This window comes from Mesorhizobium sp. M0276 (assembly GCF_040321755.1).
Lineage (GTDB): Bacteria > Pseudomonadota > Alphaproteobacteria > Rhizobiales > Rhizobiaceae > Mesorhizobium.
In genome coordinates, this window is record NZ_JAMYSC010000021.1 from 83,860 (window position 1) to 97,164 (window position 13,305).

The 13,305-nt window shown below is 61.5% G+C and carries 17 protein-coding genes; 12 read left to right on the forward strand and 5 right to left on the reverse strand.

Translation table 11 applies throughout. The features are described 5' to 3' along the window. From NKJ01_RS18135 to NKJ01_RS18145, 3 genes are all read left to right on the forward strand, one after another. Positions 1–477, forward strand: coding sequence for a molybdenum cofactor biosynthesis protein MoaE (locus tag NKJ01_RS18135; RefSeq protein WP_352729864.1), 477 nt, complete (start codon positions 1–3; stop codon positions 475–477). 63 nt (positions 478–540) lie between these two features. Next, positions 541–1,305 (forward strand): YbaY family lipoprotein, encoded by a 765-nt coding sequence (locus tag NKJ01_RS18140; protein ID WP_352729866.1) that lies wholly within the window; start codon positions 541–543, stop codon positions 1,303–1,305. A gap of 162 nt (positions 1,306–1,467) precedes the next feature. Beyond that, the gene (locus tag NKJ01_RS18145; protein WP_352729868.1) at positions 1,468–1,737 is read left to right on the forward strand and encodes a hypothetical protein; all 270 of its coding nucleotides are present in this window, start codon (positions 1,468–1,470) and stop codon (positions 1,735–1,737) included. 30 nt (positions 1,738–1,767) lie between these two features. Here NKJ01_RS18145 and NKJ01_RS18150 read toward each other — a convergent pair whose 3' ends face one another. Together NKJ01_RS18150 and ndk are read right to left on the reverse strand one after the other, a co-directional pair. Then, positions 1,768–1,911 carry a hypothetical protein gene (locus NKJ01_RS18150; RefSeq protein ID WP_352729870.1) on the reverse strand — a complete coding sequence of 48 codons (144 nt, stop codon included), beginning with the start codon at positions 1,909–1,911 and terminating at the stop codon, positions 1,768–1,770. A 110-nt stretch (positions 1,912–2,021) separates the two neighbouring features. Next, positions 2,022–2,444 (reverse strand): nucleoside-diphosphate kinase, encoded by a 423-nt coding sequence (ndk, locus tag NKJ01_RS18155; RefSeq protein WP_023761556.1) that lies wholly within the window; start codon positions 2,442–2,444, stop codon positions 2,022–2,024. A gap of 291 nt (positions 2,445–2,735) precedes the next feature. Here ndk and NKJ01_RS18160 point away from each other — a divergent pair, with 291 nt between their 5' ends. Next, the gene (locus NKJ01_RS18160; protein ID WP_352599077.1) at positions 2,736–2,990 is read left to right on the forward strand and encodes a DUF2934 domain-containing protein; all 255 of its coding nucleotides are present in this window, start codon (positions 2,736–2,738) and stop codon (positions 2,988–2,990) included. A gap of 73 nt (positions 2,991–3,063) precedes the next feature. Here the strand turns inward: NKJ01_RS18160 and NKJ01_RS18165 are convergent, their stop codons facing one another. Next, complete coding sequence (locus tag NKJ01_RS18165; RefSeq protein ID WP_352729872.1) at positions 3,064–3,756, reverse strand: glutathione S-transferase family protein; 693 nt, start codon at positions 3,754–3,756, stop codon at positions 3,064–3,066. Between the two features lie 61 nt (positions 3,757–3,817). Between NKJ01_RS18165 and NKJ01_RS18170 the strand changes: the two genes are divergently transcribed. Next, on the forward strand, positions 3,818–4,330 hold the full coding sequence (locus NKJ01_RS18170) for a DinB family protein (RefSeq protein ID WP_023761552.1): 513 nt from the start codon (positions 3,818–3,820) through the stop codon (positions 4,328–4,330). A 159-nt stretch (positions 4,331–4,489) separates the two neighbouring features. Here the strand turns inward: NKJ01_RS18170 and NKJ01_RS18175 are convergent, their stop codons facing one another. Continuing rightward, the gene (locus NKJ01_RS18175; RefSeq protein WP_023761551.1) at positions 4,490–5,449 is read right to left on the reverse strand and encodes a LysR substrate-binding domain-containing protein; all 960 of its coding nucleotides are present in this window, start codon (positions 5,447–5,449) and stop codon (positions 4,490–4,492) included. Positions 5,450–5,559: 110 nt separating this feature from the next. On the opposite strand from NKJ01_RS18175, the gene NKJ01_RS18180 reads away from it, so the two are divergent. From NKJ01_RS18180 to NKJ01_RS18205, 6 genes are all read left to right on the forward strand, one after another. After that, complete coding sequence (locus NKJ01_RS18180; protein WP_023761550.1) at positions 5,560–6,393, forward strand: hypothetical protein; 834 nt, start codon at positions 5,560–5,562, stop codon at positions 6,391–6,393. A gap of 45 nt (positions 6,394–6,438) precedes the next feature. Then, positions 6,439–7,359: a DMT family transporter gene (locus NKJ01_RS18185; protein ID WP_352729875.1), complete on the forward strand. Its 921-nt coding sequence runs from the start codon at positions 6,439–6,441 to the stop codon at positions 7,357–7,359. After that, entirely contained in the window at positions 7,352–7,555 is a 204-nt protein-coding gene (locus tag NKJ01_RS18190) for a hypothetical protein (RefSeq protein ID WP_023761548.1), read from the forward strand. Before NKJ01_RS18185 ends, NKJ01_RS18190 begins: the two co-directional genes overlap by 8 nt. Before the next feature lie 152 nt (positions 7,556–7,707). Then, positions 7,708–8,166 carry a Ros/MucR family transcriptional regulator gene (locus tag NKJ01_RS18195; protein WP_023761547.1) on the forward strand — a complete coding sequence of 153 codons (459 nt, stop codon included), beginning with the start codon at positions 7,708–7,710 and terminating at the stop codon, positions 8,164–8,166. A 135-nt stretch (positions 8,167–8,301) separates the two neighbouring features. Next, positions 8,302–10,179, forward strand: coding sequence for an ABC-F family ATP-binding cassette domain-containing protein (locus NKJ01_RS18200; protein ID WP_352729877.1), 1,878 nt, complete (start codon positions 8,302–8,304; stop codon positions 10,177–10,179). A gap of 214 nt (positions 10,180–10,393) precedes the next feature. Then, positions 10,394–12,502 (forward strand): molybdopterin-containing oxidoreductase family protein, encoded by a 2,109-nt coding sequence (locus NKJ01_RS18205; protein WP_352729879.1) that lies wholly within the window; start codon positions 10,394–10,396, stop codon positions 12,500–12,502. Positions 12,503–12,526: 24 nt separating this feature from the next. Here the strand turns inward: NKJ01_RS18205 and NKJ01_RS18210 are convergent, their stop codons facing one another. Beyond that, positions 12,527–12,721: a hypothetical protein gene (locus NKJ01_RS18210; RefSeq protein WP_352729881.1), complete on the reverse strand. Its 195-nt coding sequence runs from the start codon at positions 12,719–12,721 to the stop codon at positions 12,527–12,529. Positions 12,722–13,127: 406 nt separating this feature from the next. Here NKJ01_RS18210 and NKJ01_RS18215 point away from each other — a divergent pair, with 406 nt between their 5' ends. After that, positions 13,128–13,301, forward strand: a complete 174-nt coding sequence (locus NKJ01_RS18215; RefSeq protein WP_352729883.1) for a hypothetical protein — start codon at positions 13,128–13,130, stop codon at positions 13,299–13,301. Positions 13,302–13,305: the final 4 nt, after the last annotated feature.

A 13,305-nucleotide genomic window follows, 5' to 3' on the forward strand; every position in this document is an offset into this window, starting at 1 on the left:
ATGACCGGCGCGGTCGTACCTGTCGTGCGCATTCAGGCGCAGGATTTTGACGTCGCCGCCGAGATCGCCAGACTGACGCAAGGCCGCGCCGATATCGGCGCCGTCGTCACCTTCTCCGGTCTTTGCCGCGACGAGCAGGGCACGCTCTCGGCGCTCGAGCTCGAACACTATCCCGGCATGGCGGAAGCCGAGATCAGCCGCATTGCCGCTGAAGCGGTTCAGCGGTGGCCGCTGCAGGGTCTCACCGCGATCCACCGCCACGGCAAGATCGCGCCCGGCGACAACATCGTGCTGGTGGTGGCCGCCTCGGCGCATCGCCAAGCGGCATTCGAGGCGGCGAATTTTCTCATGGACTATTTGAAATCGCGTGCGCCGTTCTGGAAGAAAGAGCATCGCGTCGATGGTTCCGAGGGGGGCTGGGTCGAGGCCAAGGAAGCCGACGCCAGCGCCGCACAACGCTGGAAACCGTCCGAATAAATCCCACCGCAGCCATGTATTGACCGCAATCCTTTGGCCAATTGACCGCAAGGGGAGATGGTCATGCTGGACAGGATCGCGGAGTTCTTCGTCTTCGGCTTCGTGCCTCTGGTCGTCGGCATGTTGGCCGTGCCGGAACCGTCTGTTGCCGCTGGAAAGTCCGTGAGAGGCGAAGTGATCTATCGCGAGCGCATCGCCTTGCCGCCCAGTGCCATGCTCTCCGTACAACTTGCCGATGTGTCGCGAGCCGGTGCGCCGGCCACCATCGTCGCCGAGCAGAAAGTCAGGCCGGCCGGCCAGGTGCCGATCAGCTTCGAGATCAAATTCGATCCTTCCGTCATCCGGCCGCAGATGACTTACGCGTTGCAAGCCCGCATTACCGCAGACGACAAGCTCCTGTTCATCTCCGATGTCCGTCATCAGGTCGATCCGCTGACCGACGTGCCGCAGACGATCATGCTGAAGATGGTCACGCCGAGCGCCGAGCCAACGGGTTCCGTCTTTGACCAGCTCTGGCTGGTCGACTATGTCGACGGCTTCGGCGCCAGCACCGCGCCGCAGGCGACGTTCAGCGTCAGCGAGGCTGGCAAGGCAGGCGGCAAGGGCCCCTGCAACGCCTATTTCGCCACCGCCAAGATCGATGGCCAGACAATCGCGATCAGCGATATCGGCTCGACCTACAAGGCCTGCGCGCCCGAGGTAATGGCTGAGGAAAAGGCGCTGTTCAATGCGTTGGCCAAGGCTGCGTCATACAATGTCGCTGCTGGCAAGCTCATCATTGCCGACAAGGATGGCCGCGAGATCCTGCGCTTCAGCGCCGCAAGCTAGCGCAAATCTCATTGCCAAAACTTTTTCGGAATAATTTGCGCAAGAGAAGCGTTTCTCTCCCAGACATGGCGGGCAAGGCAAAGGGGATATTTCGAATATCCCTTGGTTGAAGCCGCCAGACCTGCTGCGGCTCGTTCTGGCTTAACGCAAAGGAGTCCAGAGATGAAAACGCACACGCTTATCCTTGCTGCCGCAGGCGTATCGCTCCTTGCTCTTACCGGCCTTGCGTCGGCGGACGATCATCTGTTCAACGCCCTTCAGCATGGTCTCAGCGCCGATAGCCAGCCGTTCCACACCAACAAGGCCGGCCACAGCGGCGATCTCGCGCCTGGGCAGGGTAGTCCATTTGCGGGTGCCGACACCCAGACACCGGCCACGGATACGGAAGCAGCGAACGCCCATGCGAACGTGAAAGATCGCCAGCCGAAGTGACCAGAACCCGCCGTGGCGGCGGCGGGCCCCTCAAGCCGTCGTTTGTTCGAATACGGCGCCATAGTGATAGGGCGGCACCTCGACCAGGTTGGCAAGCCTGAGTCCACCCTCCTCGGCGGCCGCCACAGTCTGTTCCGGAGACAGCCTCAATTTCGGTCCTCGGTCCGGCTCCATGTCTCATCCAGGTACATGCAGTTCGCACGCAGAGCTGACTGACTGTTCGGCAATGAAAAAGGCCGGCGAAACGCCAGCCTTTTTACGTGATCACGCTTTGGACTATCGGCTCAGCCGACGATCTCGGTATCCGAGAACCAGTACTTGATCTCTTCCGCCGCGGTCTCCGGCGCATCGGAGCCGTGCACCGAGTTTTCGCCGATCGACAGCGCATGCACCTTGCGGATCGTGCCTTCGGCGGCATTGGCCGGGTTGGTGGCGCCCATCACTTCGCGGTTCCGGGCAATGGCGTTTTCGCCTTCCAGCACCTGCACGACGGTCGGTGCCGACGACATGAATTCAACCAGTTCGCCGAAGAACGGGCGGTCCTTGTGCACGGCGTAAAAGCCTTCCGCCTCACGGCGGCTCATCCAGACCCGGCGCGAGGCGATGACGCGCAGGCCAGCCTCTTCCAGCATCTTGGTGATGGCGCCGGTGAGGTTGCGCCGGGTTGCGTCCGGCTTGATCATGGAAAATGTGCGTTCGAGCGCCATGGGTCGTCCTTGTCTGAGAATGGAATTGAGGGTGGCGGGCTCTATACAAGCCGTCCGGCCCATTGCCAAGGGGCGAGACCGACTTGTGCCGTAGGCAGACAAAGTTGTCCGGATTAGGCAGCAGATGAGTTGTCCGGTTTCATCGCGAGCCACTGGAGGGGGGTGAGGCCAAAGCGGGGCGCCGATGGGCAGGCCGGAGGCGAGATCGGATGGCTGCACAGCAACGCTTTGCTTGCTATAGTCACCTGTCGGCGCCGCGCTGAAGTCGGCCCGCATGGAGATAACACGACCATGGCAGACGATCGTCAGGAACGCATTCGCAACCGCGCGCATCAGATCTGGCTGCAAGAGGGACAGCCGGCTGGACACCATGAGCGCCATTGGCGTCAGGCGACGGCCGATGTCGACCAGGAGGATGCCGCGGGGGCGTCGACGGCCAAAAAGCCAACCAGGAAGGCAGCTGGCGCCGCCAAGGCAAAGGCCGCCCCCAAGGAAGCAAAGGCTGCCACCAAGGCCAGCAAGCCAAAGAAGGCGTCGGCCAAGTAAAGCTCTCCTCGCTACCGAGCTTTTCTGCCGGACATCGGCGGCCTTCGTGCTGTCTTGCAGCAGGCGTTCGGCGTCACGCTGCCGCGGCCACCTTTCGTCCCAGCCCGCCATGCAGGTCGAGGCAGCGGGCGAACCATTGCGCCACCACGTCGCCGTCGTCGAGCAGTTGGTAGGGTGAGGCTATGCGCGCCCATTGCAGCGCGCCGAAGACGATATAGTCTGCAAACAGCGGCGATGCACCGCCGATGAAAGGCTGATAGCCGAGCAATGAACGCAAGGGTTCCAGCGAGGCCCTGAAGTTGCCGAGCCCGGCCTCCCGGGCTGCCATCACGTCTTCCAGCCGCTTGCCGAGACGCTGCTCCCTGCTCTGGCGGAAATAGGCGGCGTTCTCCACGTCCTGCATGGCATGCAGGTCGATGATCGCCGCGGTGGTCACATAGGGGTGAATGGTCAGTTGCGACCAGCGTTCGATGAAGCGCGCCATCGCCTTGCCGCCTTCACCGCCAAACAGCGTCGGACGGTCCGGATAGGCTTCATCGAGATAGAGAGCGATTGCGAAGGAATCCGAAACGACCGTCTCGCCGTCGCGGATCACCGGAACGGTTTTCGAAACGCCGCCCTCGACAGCGGGCACCTCGAGAAAGCGCGTCGGCGCGGTTGCTGTGTCGAGCCCCTTATGGGCAAGCGCCATCGCCACCTTCCAGCAATGCGGACTGAACGGACGTGTGGTGTCGCGTCCGACGAGGTCATAGAGCAGAATGGTCATTGGCGGCGGCCCTCTCGCGGGTTAGGTAGGCCTCCTTATCGATGCGAGCCGAGGGGAAGCCATGAGACAGCATTTCATGATGTTTGCGGCCTATAATCAATGGGCCAACAACCGCATCTATGATGCCGCCGCGGAGCTCGACGAAGAGGAATTCAACCGCAATGTCGGCGCCTTCTTCGGCTCGATGATGGGCACGCTCAACCACCTGCTGACAGCCGACCGCATCTGGATGAAGCGCTTCACCGGCGAAGGCGACGCGCCGACGACGCTGGACGCCATCCTGCATCGGGGCTTGCCCGGTCTGCGGATGGCGCGTGAAGCCGAGGATCGGAGGATCATCGATTGGGTCGGCGGCCTCAATGACAAGGCTTTGACGGGCCGCTTCACCTACATGACAGTCTCGGACATGCGCACGGTCTCGCAAAGGCTGGCGCCGGCGCTGGACCATGTCTTCAATCATCAGACTCACCATCGCGGCCAAGCGCATGCAATTCTGACCATCCTGGGACGGCCAAGCCTGGGGTTGGACCTGATGCTCTTCCAGCGAAGTGAGGAAGGCAGGGCTTTCGCCTGATCCTGGCGATGTTTGGCGGTTGTGAGTCCGAAGCCTGAGGGCCCTCGCTTGCTATCGCTGCATTTTGTGCTGCAGCATCGTCCTTACGTCAGGCCACTAACCAGTGGCTCTCAACGGACTCTTGCTGGTCGGATCTCATCGGCAGACAACGAAATGGTGTCAGACAGCCATCGCGGCCTCGCCGCTGGTTTCGCTGTCGAGCTGGCGCTGCGTCAGAGCCGCTTCCGCCATCACCCATTGCTTGAAAAGCACAACCTTGCGTGTGGCAAGGCGTTGTGGGGGAGAGACAAAATACCAGCCGGCCGTGTTCGGATGATGGACGGCAAACGGAGCCACAAGCCTCTCGGCACGGATATCGCTGGCCATATAGGCACGGTTGGCCACCGCAAAACCCATCCCGGAATTCGCTGCCTCGTAGGACATCATGCACGAGTCGAAATAGATGCTTTTGGCCTTGCTGAGCACGAAGCTGGCGCCGGCGAAACCAAGCCAGGATTGCCAGTTCTGGGTGCAGGTATCGGAATGCAGCAGCGTGAAGTGCCTGAGATCGTCCGGTGTCACCTTCGACAACTGCTTGTCGCCGAGAACCTCATGGAACAGCTTGCGGCTGCACACCGGTGTCAGGTCTTCCCGAAACAGCAGATCCGATTGAAGCCCGTGAAAATGATCGTCGCCATAGCGGATTTCAAGATCGAACTCGGAGGTCGTGAACTCATGCGTCGCATAGGAGGTCGAGACCCGCATCACGATATCGGGATATTGCTGCTGGAACAGCGGCAGGCGCGGAAACAGCCAGCGTGCCGCAAAGGTCGGCAGCACCGATATCTTCAACACGTGTTCCTGGGATTGCCCCGTCGCTTCCATGCTGGCGGCGACGATTCGCTCCAGCGCCTCGCGAACGCGCGAGACATAGGTCTCGCCCTCCGGCGTCAGCGACACCGCATTGCCGCCGCGCTGGAAGATCTTGAATCGCAGCTGATCCTCCAGGCTTTTGACGCGCTGGCTGACCGCTGAAGCGGTGATAAACTGTTCTTCGCCGGCGCGCGTGAAATTTCCGTGCCTCGCAGCACTTTCCACGATTTTCAGCGAATTGAGGTTGACCTGACTGAGCAGACGCACGGTTTCGACCTTAAGCTGAGCTTACACTAGCACCAGCATTCCTAATTTTACAGGGGGTGCTAATTTAATCGACTGCTAACTAAGTGATTACCCTCACTTGGAGAAGTACAATGAACGCCCATACCATACCCGAATTGCGCTATGCGATGAGCCGCGAGGCCATCATCGGTCACGAAACCGCCTGGAAAGTGTCGAATTTCGGCGTCGCGCAATATCTGCATGGTTACGATCCGGCACTGCTTGCCGCGATCGAGGAGGCTGCTCTGAAGCTCAAGGCCAGCCATGCCGTGCACAAGCACCTCGATCTGACCTTCATCACCGGGGCAGACCGTTTCATCCCCGAGATCAAGGAACTGCTGCATGACAAGCTGCGCCTGGAGCGGCTGTCGGACATGATGGGCACCAAGCTGGAGCCCTATCCGCTGTCGATCGTCGGCTCGACGGTTACTTTCATGAATCCAAAGGACGGCGCCGTGGAATGGCATTGCGATGGTGTTCCTGTCACCGAACTCATTCCACTGTCGATCAGCAATCCGCTGGTCGGCGGCCATCTCGAAATCTACTGCGACGACTCCGAAACCGGCCGCGCTATCCTCGAATCCGGCCGCGAGATTCCCCGCAACCGCGTCATGCGCATCGATCACAAGATGAACTACGCGACGCTGGGGCAGTTCCTGGGCGTCCTGCATCGCACCGCCCCGATCCGGTTCGGCGAGCGCGTCACGCTGGTGCTCAACCAGCGCTCGGTGGCCAAACCCTATGTCGACGACAACCGCATGTTCTATCTCGCCGCCGACAACGACCACGACCGTGAGTGGGTCGGCGAACTGGCCGAAGATGTCTGGACCAACCAGCTGCCGGCCTATCGCCGGTTCGAGGCAGAGCATCCAGTGCCTGCCGCCGTCGACGCGCCGGTTCCGGGTGGAGCCAGGGAATCATGGTGATTAGCCATGATTCTGAAAAATGGGAACCGGTTTTCGGGCAGGACCATGGTTGAGCATAGTGCTCGATGCCGATTGTTCAGGCATGGATCGGGCTCGATATCCGCGCTGGTTTTCGCCGCCGGCGCGGTGGCGTTATGGTCGACCAACGCGCTGGTCGGCAAATCCCTGCTGGCCAGCCACCCAGTGTCGCAGGTGCAGTTCCTGCAGTTTGCAGGCGCCGCAATCGTCTTTGCTGCCATCCGGTTGATGAGCCGGGAAAACGCCGCGCCGGTCGCGGCCGGAGCCGCACCCATGGCTCTCGCGGTCGGCTTCATCGGCCTGGTCGGCACCATGGTGCTGCAATACATAGCCTTCTCGTCGATGCCGGTGATCGAGGCCAATCTGCTGGCCTACACCTGGCCGTTGATGGTCGCGGCGGCGGTCATCATTTTGGAAAATCCGCGGCGCCCGGCTCTGCTTGGCGTTGCCGCGGTGGTGGGTTTTATTGGCGTTGCTTTGGTGATTTCGGGAGGGCTCAACCAAGCCTGGCTCCAGGGCGATCTCGTCGGCTATCTCACCGCATTCGGATCCGCACTGTGCATGGCATTCTATTCGATCATGGTGGGCCGGGTTGCCACCTCACCGGATCGTCTGTTGCTGCCATCGGCGCTGATCGGCGTCGCCATGACGTTTCTGTGGTGTGTTCGCGACGGTTTCACCTGGCCCTTCGGTACGGACCTGGCCCTCGGCCTCTATCTGGGCGCCGGCCCGATGGGGTTGGGCTACTATTTCTGGTCTCGCGCCCTGAAGCTCGAAGGTAGCGGCAAGGTCGCGGTCGTCGCTTATCTCACGCCGGTCGCTTCGACCCTGCTGCTGACGCTGTCCGGTGAACGGCTGACGATGACGGCCATTGTCGGAGCCGTCCTGGTCATCGGCAGCTGCGTCACGGTCGGCGTGGAACGATCGGAGGCCGAAAACCATGTTTGACGAAAATGAACGCCTGGCCGTTCGGGAAGCGCTTTGGCTGATCAAGGAATTCGGCGCGGAGGCGCCGCTCTATGCCGCGATGAAGGCCGAAAAGGCGATAGAACAGAAGGATTTCAGGCGTTGCGCACTCTGGAGGCGTATTTTAGAGATATTGGCCGATGGCCCCGCCGTGAAATCTGCTGGTTCGAAGTATTAGATTTTCTAAGTTGCGTGACGTCGATTTCGGATGAAAGCTACTTTTGCCGATTCTTTGCTCCTTGTTGAGATTGGCGGTCCGTTGGGGGACGCGGTTAAAGAGATACATCGACGTAAGTCTTCGCTGGGGTGGAGGATTTTGTCGCAAATAGGATGAAAGAATTGTCAAATATCGATGATAAGACCGTTATCGAGCTAACGGCCGATATTGTCTCGGCCTATGTAGGCAACAATCCACTTCCGGCTTCTGGCTTGCCTGAGTTGATTGCTAGCGTCAGTGCTTCGGTTCGCAAGCTCGCCGGTGCAGTTGTCACGGAAACGCCAAATCTTGTTCCGGCAGTGAATCCGAAGAAGTCGGTGTTTCCTGACTACATCATCTGTCTTGAGGACGGGAAGAAGTTCAAGTCTCTCAAGCGGCATCTACGGACCGACCACGGCCTGAGCCCGGACGACTACCGCGCCAAATGGGGTCTGCCGCCGGACTATCCGATGGTTGCGCCAAACTACTCGGCGACGCGGTCGGCGCTGGCAAAGTCGACAGGACTTGGCCGCAAGCCGGCAGCAGCGCCGGCCGCAGCGGCCAAGGCGACGAAGCGCAAGGCGACTGTCTGAATCCTGCTTGGCCGGTAGGCGAGTCGTGATCGACTGCTTCGACGACGCCCTTGCGGGCGTCGTTTCCAGGCCGTGTGCGGCCAACTGGCCCGCAAGGCCTTGCGAAGCGTTGGTGTCCGGTGCAAAAGCGCGGCCATGCTGATCATCAACGACCTTTCGCTCCGGATGGCCGGACGCCTGCTTCTTGACCATGCCTCGCTGACCTTGCCGGCCGGCACCAAGGCCGGCCTTGTCGGCCGCAACGGCACCGGCAAGACGACGCTGTTCAAAGCTATCACCGGGGATTTTCCCTCGGAGACAGGCTCGATCGGTCTGCCGAAGAGCACCCGCATCGGCCAGGTGGCGCAGGAAGCTCCGGGTACCGAGGATGCGCTGATCGAGATCGTGCTCAAGGCCGATCTCGAACGCTCGGCGCTGCTCGAAGAGGAAAAGACGGCAACCGATCCCCACCGTATCGCCGACATCCACATGCGGCTGGCTGACATCGACGCGCATTCCGCCGAATCACGCGCCGCCACCATTCTTGCCGGCCTTGGCTTCGATGACGCCGCGCAGCGGCGACCGGCCTCGTCCTTTTCCGGCGGCTGGCGCATGCGCGTGGCACTCGCCGCCGTGCTGTTTGCCGAGCCCGACCTTCTGCTGCTCGACGAGCCGACCAACTATCTCGACCTCGAAGGCACGCTGTGGCTGGAAAACTATGTGTCGAAATATCCGCACACAGTGCTCTTGATCTCGCACGATCGCGACCTGCTCAACCGCGCCGTCAACTCGATCGTTCACCTCGACCAGAAGAAGCTGACCTTCTGGCGCGGTGGCTACGACCAGTTCGAGCGCCAGTACACCGAGCAGAAGGAGTTGCAGGAGAAGGGCCGCGTCAAGCAGGAGGCCGCCCGCAAGCACATGGAATCCTTCGTTGAACGCTTCCGCGCCAAGGCCTCCAAGGCGAGGCAGGCACAGTCGCGCATCAAGGCACTGGAGAAGATGAAGCCGATCGCGGCAATCGTGAACGATTCGGTGCGGCCATTCTCATTCCCCGAACCGGTGAAGACGGTGGCCTCACCGATCGTGGCGCTCAACAACGTCAATGTCGGCTACACCGAGGGGCAGCCGATCCTGAAAAAGATGACGTTGCGCATCGACGCCGACGATCGCATCGCGCTGCTCGGCGCCAATGGCAACGGCAAGTCGACGTTCGCCAAATTGCTGTCCGGCCGGCTGAAGCAAGAGAGCGGCACCATGACGGTGGCGCCCGGGCTGAAGGTGGCGATCTTTGCCCAGCATCAACTCGACGATCTCAGGCCGGAAGAGAACGCCTATGAGCATGTCCGCCGGCTGATGCCGGAGGCCCCGGAATCGAAGGTGCGCGGTCGTGTCGCGCAGTTCGGCCTCACCACCGAGAAGATGAACACCGCCGCCAAGGATCTATCCGGCGGCGAGAAGGCGCGGCTGTTGATGGGGCTGTCGGCCTTCGAGGGTCCGAACCTGTTCATCCTCGACGAACCGACCAACCATCTCGACATCGACAGCCGCGAATCGCTGATCCATGCGCTGAACGAGTTTCCCGGCGCCGTCATCCTGATCTCGCACGACCGGCATCTGCTGGAAGCGACCGCCGACCGGCTGTGGCTGGTCAAGGACGGCGCGGTCAACCCGTATGATGGCGACCTGGAAGACTACAAGACGCTGGTCACCGGCGTATCAGGCGACCGCCGCGGCAAGCGCGAGGCCGACAAGGCGTCAAAAGCCGATCGCCGCCGCGATGCGGCAGCGCGCCGCGCCGCTTTTGAGCCGCTGGCGAAGGAGATCCGCGCCACCGAGGCGCTGATGGACCGCATCAGAAGGCGCATCGACGGCATCGAGGACGAGCTGTCCAATCCGGCTGTCTACGAGAAGGACCCGTCGACAGCGACCCGACTAGCCAAGGAGCGCTCGCAACTCGCCCAGACGCTGGCCGGCCATGAGGAGAAATGGCTGACCATGTCGGCCGAATATGAGGAAGGCACGGCCGAGTGATTTACCCTCGCCCTTGTGGGGAGGGTCGATCCGCGAAGCGGAGCGGGGTGGGGGCAGCGCAGCAGTTCACCCCGGCGCTGCGCGCCGACCTTCCCCATCAAGGGGAGGGTGAACCACCGCCGCACCATATCAGGTGGAAAAGACATCTCCCAAAGGCAGCTTATGGGCAAATCTGGCCCTACACGCTACGTCTGGAACCGGCTAACCTCAGTTCATGAACCAGCACGCCAACCTCAGAATCGGCCATTCGGCCTGCCCGCATGATTGCCCGTCGACCTGCGCGCTCGAAGTCGAACTGCTCGACGGCAACCGCATCGGCCGCGTCCATGGCGCCAAGTCCAACAGCTATACGGCCGGTGTCGTCTGCGCCAAGGTCGCGCGCTATGCCGACCGCGTCCATCATCCCGACCGGCTTCTGAAGCCGCTGATCCGCGCCGGTGCCAAGGGCGATGGCGCCTGGAAGGAAGCGAGCTGGGAAGCCGCGCTCGATCTTGTCGCCGAGAAGTTCATCGCATCGGAGGAAAAATTCGGCTCGGAGTCGGTCTGGCCTTATTACTATGCCGGCACGATGGGACTGGTGCAGCGCGACGGCATCGACCGGCTGCGCCATGCCAAGAAATATTCCGGCTTCTTCGGTTCGATCTGCACCAATCTTGCCTGGACCGGCTGGATGATGGGGGCAGGCGCGCTGCGTGGTCCCGATCCGCGCGAGATGGCGAAATCCGACTGCGTGGTGATCTGGGGCACCAATGCGGTGGTGACCCAAGTCAACGTCATGACCCACGCCATCAAGGCGCGCAAGGAGCGCGGCGCGAAGATCGTCGTCATAGATGTCTACGAGAACGCGACGATGAAGCAGGCCGATCTCGGCCTGGTGCTGAAGCCAGGCACCGATGGCGCGCTGGCCTGCGCGATCATGCATGTGCTGTTCCGCGACGGCCTCGCTGACCGCGCCTATCTCGAAAAATACACCGACGACCCGAAAGGGCTTGAGGCCCATCTGCGGACGCGCACGCCGGAGTGGGCGGCTGATATCACAGGTTTGACGGTCGCCGAGATCGAGGCCTTCGCCCGGATAGTCGGCACGACCAAGAAAACCTATTTCCGCCTCGGCTATGGCTTCGCGCGTCAGCGCAATGGCGCCGTCAACATGCATGCCGCATCTTGTATCGCGGCTGTCACCGGCAGCTGGCAATATGAGGGCGGCGGCGCCTTCCACTCCAATTCCGGCATCTTCAAGCTCAACCAGGATGTGCTCGAAGGCACGAAGATGCGCGACCCCTCGATCCGTCATCTCGACCATTCACGCATCGGCCCGGTGTTGACCGGCGCCAGCGATGCACTTTATGGCGGCCCGCCGGTGACGGCGATGCTGATCCAGAACACCAATCCAGTTAATGTCGCGCCGGAACAGCGGCTGGTGAAGCAAGGTTTTATGCGCAACGACCTGTTCACCTGCGTGCATGAGCAATTCATGACCGACACGGCCAAGCTCGCCGATGTCGTGCTGCCTGCGACGATGTTCCTTGAACATGATGACGTCTACAAGGGCGGCGGCAACCAGCACATCACGCTTGGCCCTAAATTGATCGAGCCGCCGGAAGGGCCGCGCACCAACCATTTCGTCATCGAGGAATTGGCTGAGCGTCTCGGGGTCGCCGACCGTCCGGGTTTTGGTCTCACCGAGCAGCAGCATATCGACATCATCCTGGGCAAGCGCGGGCTGGGCAGCTTCGACAGCTTGAAGCAAGACAAATGGGTCGACCTGCAGCCGGATTTCGACACGGCGCATTTCATCAAGGGGTTTGGCCATGCCGATGGCAAATTCCGCTTCCGCGCCGACTGGACCGGGCAGGCGGCACCCAACCGGCCGCCGAAAAGCATGGGCCTGTTCGGCCCAGTGGCGCGGCTGCCGGAATTTCCCGACCATGTCGACTTGATCGAGGTCGCCGACGAGGCGCATCCGTTCCGGCTGGCGACGTCGCCGGCGCGCAACTTCCTCAACTCTACATTCTCGGAGACGCCGGTGTCGAAGGCCAGGGAAGGCCGGCCGGAACTCTTGTTGCATCCCGACGATGCCGCGGAACATGGGCTGGCCGACGGCGATCGCGTCGAAGTCGGCAATCAGCGTGGAGAAGTCGTGCTGCACGCAAAACTCTTCGAGGGCATCAAGCGAGGCGTGGTCATCGCCGAAGGCATCTGGCCAAACAGCGCGCATGAGCGTGGCGAGGGTATCAACGTGCTGACAGGCGCCGATGCGCCGGCACCCTATGGCGGTGCTGCCTTCCACGACAACAAGGTCTGGCTGCGCGCGGCAGGCTGAGAACTCAGTTCCTCACGCGCCAAATCATACCGGCAGGATTTCGGCAGCCTTCCTTCGGTTTCGTCGGTAGCTGATGTCGTCGGCGATCTGCTCTGCCTCGATCGAGATTTCGCGCAGCAGTCCGGTGACCGGATTGTGAAAGCCGATGAGATAAAGGCCGAGCTCCGAAGCCCTCGCATTGACGGCGCTGCGGCCCGGCTGGATGCCGGAGTGCAACAATCTGGCATAGCGCGGCCGGAAGCCTGTGGGATCGCATCGAACTCGCAATGCTTGCCGTCGGCAAAACGGGCGCCTTGGTTGTTGGTACGCTTTTAACGAAGACAATCCCCCGATGACGCTGGGGAAAGACTCAGCTACCTTCTGCTGCGCGGCGGACCTCATTATCCGCTTGGCCGGCGCTCCCTTCCTCCCAAGCGGCGCCGGCCTTCTTCTTCAAGAGCCTGCGGCCTCAGCTCCGGAGGCCACACAGGACACGAATTTCGCAACGCCAGGTTCCTTCGAGAACGCATCGGGGAAGCGCCAGCGAAGCCATCGCCGCCTTCGATCGTAGACCGCGCGTGGTTGATCGGCAGGGAACCAAATGCTGTCTCCTCGGTTGGTCCTGCTCCAAAGGAGTGTTGCAACCATGTTCCGTTTGCTTGTTGCTGGCGCCTTGGCCTATGTCGCCTATCGCATCGTCAGGAAGATGGTCGAAGACGTGCCCAATACAGTCGACCCGCTGCTGTTGCCGCCGTTGAAATATGATCGCGAGACCTTGCGCCGACAGTCAGCCGCCATGGGCGTCGATCCCCAGCGCTAGCGGT

What these genes read in the sequence shown, in the direction of transcription:
- NKJ01_RS18165 (WP_352729872.1), bottom strand. Translation starts at nt 3,756, where the DNA reads ATGACCATTCTGCTCTATGACCTCGTCGGACGCGACACCACACGTCCG.
- NKJ01_RS18170 (WP_023761552.1), top strand. Translation starts at nt 3,818, where the DNA reads ATGAGACAGCATTTCATGATGTTTGCGGCCTATAATCAATGGGCCAAC.
- NKJ01_RS18190 (WP_023761548.1), top strand. Translation starts at nt 7,352, where the DNA reads ATGTTTGACGAAAATGAACGCCTGGCCGTTCGGGAAGCGCTTTGGCTG.
- NKJ01_RS18185 (WP_352729875.1), top strand. Translation starts at nt 6,439, where the DNA reads ATGGTTGAGCATAGTGCTCGATGCCGATTGTTCAGGCATGGATCGGGC.
- NKJ01_RS18205 (WP_352729879.1), top strand. Translation starts at nt 10,394, where the DNA reads ATGAACCAGCACGCCAACCTCAGAATCGGCCATTCGGCCTGCCCGCAT.
- NKJ01_RS18215 (WP_352729883.1), top strand. Translation starts at nt 13,128, where the DNA reads ATGTTCCGTTTGCTTGTTGCTGGCGCCTTGGCCTATGTCGCCTATCGC.
- NKJ01_RS18140 (WP_352729866.1), top strand. Translation starts at nt 541, where the DNA reads ATGCTGGACAGGATCGCGGAGTTCTTCGTCTTCGGCTTCGTGCCTCTG.
- NKJ01_RS18135 (WP_352729864.1), top strand. Translation starts at nt 1, where the DNA reads ATGACCGGCGCGGTCGTACCTGTCGTGCGCATTCAGGCGCAGGATTTT.
- NKJ01_RS18200 (WP_352729877.1), top strand. Translation starts at nt 8,302, where the DNA reads ATGCTGATCATCAACGACCTTTCGCTCCGGATGGCCGGACGCCTGCTT.
- NKJ01_RS18180 (WP_023761550.1), top strand. Translation starts at nt 5,560, where the DNA reads ATGAACGCCCATACCATACCCGAATTGCGCTATGCGATGAGCCGCGAG.
- NKJ01_RS18145 (WP_352729868.1), top strand. Translation starts at nt 1,468, where the DNA reads ATGAAAACGCACACGCTTATCCTTGCTGCCGCAGGCGTATCGCTCCTT.
- NKJ01_RS18150 (WP_352729870.1), bottom strand. Translation starts at nt 1,911, where the DNA reads ATGGAGCCGGACCGAGGACCGAAATTGAGGCTGTCTCCGGAACAGACT.
- ndk (WP_023761556.1), bottom strand. Translation starts at nt 2,444, where the DNA reads ATGGCGCTCGAACGCACATTTTCCATGATCAAGCCGGACGCAACCCGG.
- NKJ01_RS18195 (WP_023761547.1), top strand. Translation starts at nt 7,708, where the DNA reads ATGAAAGAATTGTCAAATATCGATGATAAGACCGTTATCGAGCTAACG.
- NKJ01_RS18160 (WP_352599077.1), top strand. Translation starts at nt 2,736, where the DNA reads ATGGCAGACGATCGTCAGGAACGCATTCGCAACCGCGCGCATCAGATC.